3 protein-coding genes and 1 pseudogene are annotated in these 3,389 nt (G+C 63.2%); 2 read left to right on the forward strand and 2 right to left on the reverse strand.

Annotated features, from left to right (window positions below; all coding sequences use genetic code 11):
* Nucleotides 1-1,116: di-heme-cytochrome C peroxidase (locus JOY90_RS08870; protein ID WP_291690768.1), on the forward strand; the 1,116-nt coding region annotated here is incomplete at its 5' end.
* Between the two features lie 223 nt (nucleotides 1,117-1,339).
* On the opposite strand, the gene JOY90_RS08875 is transcribed toward JOY90_RS08870, so the two are convergent.
* A complete protein-coding gene (locus tag JOY90_RS08875; RefSeq protein WP_291690769.1) occupies nucleotides 1,340-2,485 on the reverse strand; it encodes an alpha/beta hydrolase in 1,146 nt (381 codons plus the stop codon).
* Nucleotides 2,486-2,643: 158 nt separating this feature from the next.
* On the opposite strand from JOY90_RS08875, the gene JOY90_RS08880 reads away from it, so the two are divergent.
* Nucleotides 2,644-3,120 (forward strand): hypothetical protein, encoded by a 477-nt coding sequence (locus JOY90_RS08880; protein WP_291690770.1) that lies wholly within the window; start codon nucleotides 2,644-2,646, stop codon nucleotides 3,118-3,120.
* Between the two features lie 152 nt (nucleotides 3,121-3,272).
* Here the strand turns inward: JOY90_RS08880 and JOY90_RS08885 are convergent.
* Nucleotides 3,273-3,389, reverse strand: a pseudogene (locus JOY90_RS08885) (D-glycerate dehydrogenase); the annotation flags it as partial.

The following is a 3,389-nucleotide window of genomic DNA, read 5'->3' on the forward strand; positions in this document are numbered from 1 at the left end:
GCCGCGGTGCGGTTTCCGTTCCTGTGGAATTCGCCGCTGCAGGACAAGACCGATTGGGCCGGCTTCGTCAACAACGGCAACGACATTTTCGCGCTGACCCGGAACACCGGACAGGCGCTGGCCTTTGCCACCTTCGAGCCAAAACCCGTAAAGGGGCCGTTCATCAACTATCTGAACAACAACTCGATCAACTTCGAAGGGCTGGTCAAGATCGAGGAACTGCTCAAGCAGATCGGCGCCCCGAAATGGCCGTGGAAAATCGACCCGGGCTTGGCTGCGACGGGCAAGTCGATTTTCGAGCGGGACTCCGCCCAGGGCGGGTGCATCCAGTGTCACGGCATCAGGCCGGGCAAGGGGAGCCTGCCGTTCGCGCAGACCTGGGATACGCCGGTCCTGAACGTCGGCACCGACACGCATCAATATGACGAGCTGCTCAGGAAGGCGAAGACCGGCGCTTTGCACGGAGCGGCCGTGTTTCCAGGCTTCACGCCGGCGCTCAAGGATGAGGACTATGCCGTCAGCATGATGGTCACCGCCGTCGGCGGCTCGATCGCCCAGCATCTGTTGACCGGCGGCTTCCTCAGCGGCTTCGAAAATGGCCTTGACGGCGGCTTCGGCGGCGCCTTGTCGCCCGATGCACAACCATCATCGCCGTCGGGATCGGAGCCTGCGCCCGCGCAATTGCCGCGACTGCCACCGGAGCTGAAGGATCTCGCCAAGGCCTTTAATCTGCCGCTGCAACCGGTCGCGCAGCAGCCCGACAAAGTGGTCATCAGTGGCGGCATCCTGCCCGGCGTGACCGTTGAGAAAGGCGCGTACGAATCGCGCGTGCTGCAGGGAATCTGGGCCGCCGCGCCCTATCTGCACAACGGCTCGGTGGCGAGCCTTGCGGAGCTGCTCAAGCCGGCCGCGCAGCGCAAGGCGAGCTTTAGCCTCGGCCCGAACTACGACACCGACGAGATCGGCCTCGCGGCCAACCAGCCGGGATCGAATGTCCGACCCACTACCGATTGCAGCAAGCTCGATTCGGGCAACAGCCGGTGCGGCCATGAATGGGGCACCAGCCTGAGCGACCAGGAGAAGAAGGCATTGCTCGAATATCTGAAGACGCTGTGAGCGGAGCGCCTGGTCGCGAAGGGCTGGGAAAGTGGCGGCAGGGGTGGGCCAAGGCGCGGCCGCGTCCGCCGTAGCTCGCAGAGCGAAGGCGGAAGCGCCGTGCCCGCCATTCTATGAACAGCGCGGCTCGGGATGGTGGGCACGCTTCTGTCTTTGTGGAGCGTGCTTCGGTGCAAGCCGCGCTTAGCCCACCCTCCCGACCGATCGTCAATACATCTTCTAGCTAGAACACCAGCGGCCGCACATGCGCCAGCAACTGCGCGAGGAATTCGTCCGGCCGGTCGAACGGCAGAAAATGGTCGCCACCCTCGAACGGCACGAATTCCTTATGAGGCGCCTCGATTCGCTCGAAATAGGCATGCGCCGGCTCCATCGGCGTGCTGAAGTCGGCGGTCCCTTCGAAGAACAGCATCGGAATCGAAAAGTTGGTGCCGAGCGACCAGAGGTCGTTCTGCATCATCGGTCCGTTCCTGCCGCGCAGTTGCCCAGCCGAGAATGACATTCCCCGTTGCCAGTAGTACCAGTCGAGCAGCGTGAAACCCGGCATGAACGGTGGCGGGACCGGGCCGGCAAGCTGGAATGTCTCGTTCGACGGGAGCGAAAGCGCCCTTGCCCATTTCAGCACGACGCTGCATCCGGGCGTGCTGCCGGCGGAGGAAGTGAAGCTTACGGTGTCGCACGGCCTCGCGCTGAACTCCGCCGCGGCGGAAATCGGCGCGAGCTCCGCCAGTGCCTGCGTGTTGCTCGCAGCCTGCGCCAATGCCTTCACGCGCTCCACGGTGAGCTCGAACTGCTTTTCGAAAGTTTGTCGGCCGACCACCTGCCCGGTGCCGACATAGGCCTGAAACAGCTCCGGCCGTTTCTTGATGATGTGAACGCCCAGGAACGAGCCCCAGGAATGCCCGACCAGGATGATCCGGTCCTTGTGCAGATGGGCTCGAAGAAATTCGGCGACCTCGACGCCGTCCTCGGTCATCTGCGCGAGCGTCATCGTCGGCGCCACCGATTCGCCTGTTGCGCGAAGCGTGCGCCCGGCGCCGCGCTCGTCCCACTGGGCAATGGTGAAATGTTGCTCCCATGGCTGCCAGCCGGACGAAATCGGAATGGTGGAGCCGCCGGGGCCGCCGTGAACGAACAGGATGACCGGATTATCGCGGTCCTCGCCGCGGATCTGAATCCATTGATCGATGCCGCCGATCCTGACGTACATGCCCTCCTGGATGCCGTTCGGCGATCGAATCGCGAGCGAACTTGCGCCGAGGCTCTGGCGGTAGGCGCAGAATCCGAGGGCCGAGGCGGCTGCGAGAATCACCAGGCCGATGAGGGCCAGCAGGCTGGCCTTCGCAATCGCAAAGATCCGCTGTTTCATCGATGCGCCGACGCGATGATTGGCTCACCCTACTATCACTCTGGACCGGAGATCGCGTCAATCACGGTCGCCGCGGAAATTGCCCCCATATCGATTTACCATATGCGCAGCCTCGAGGCGGCTAGAATGCGCCGGATAACGAATGAGGAGGGAAAGCCATGGATGCGGCGACGGTCACCGGTCTGCTCACGCTCGGCGGCACGTTCATGGGAGGTCTGCTCGGTGTCGTCGGCAAGATCGCCGCGGACCTGCTCCAGGTGAAGCGGGATCGCGAAGTGCGGCTCGAACAGCGGCAGTCGGAATTTCAACGATGGCAACGGGAGCAAGTGCTGCTGCTGCTGACCAACTCTGCGAAATCCGCGACTCTCTACACGACCAAGGCGATCGGGCGCGATACCATCAGCGTTCAAAACGATCCCGACTCTCGTCAGGCAAGCGCCGAGCTTCAGGGCTGGCTGATTGCGCTGGCGGCAGTCTATCCGGACACGGAGAGCGATGAATATCGCCAGTTTGCCGAAAGACTGGATGAGGCGCTGTGGAAGGCCGTTCCCGACATCGATCCCGTCTGGAAGATCCGACAGCTCCTCGTCAAGCTGGCAACGAAGTTCGGCGTCACGCACCTTGCCGCGGACTGAGGATCAAGCTGCCGTCTCTGGAATGCTGGATCGACCGGTCAAGCCGGGCGACGACATCGCTGTTTGACACGTCAGAATTTGGAGGAGAGTCCGCCAGAAACTCGACGATCTCGCGCATCGCAGCCCATGACGGGCCGCATGCGAGAACGCCCTCACAGCATGCTCGGCAGCACGCGGTCCGGCGGCCGGTGGTTGTCGAGGAAGGTGCGGATGTTGATGATCACCTTCTCGCCCATCTCGACGCGGCCCTCGATGGTGGCCGAGCCCAT

The sequence above is a fragment of the Bradyrhizobium sp. genome, assembly GCF_019242285.1.
In the GTDB taxonomy this organism is placed as follows: domain Bacteria; phylum Pseudomonadota; class Alphaproteobacteria; order Rhizobiales; family Xanthobacteraceae; genus Bradyrhizobium.

Coding starts and splice junctions, on each gene's coding strand:
- JOY90_RS08875 (WP_291690769.1), bottom strand. CDS start 2,485: ATGAAACAGCGGATCTTTGCGATTGCGAAGGCCAGCCTGCTGGCCCTC.
- JOY90_RS08880 (WP_291690770.1), top strand. CDS start 2,644: ATGGATGCGGCGACGGTCACCGGTCTGCTCACGCTCGGCGGCACGTTC.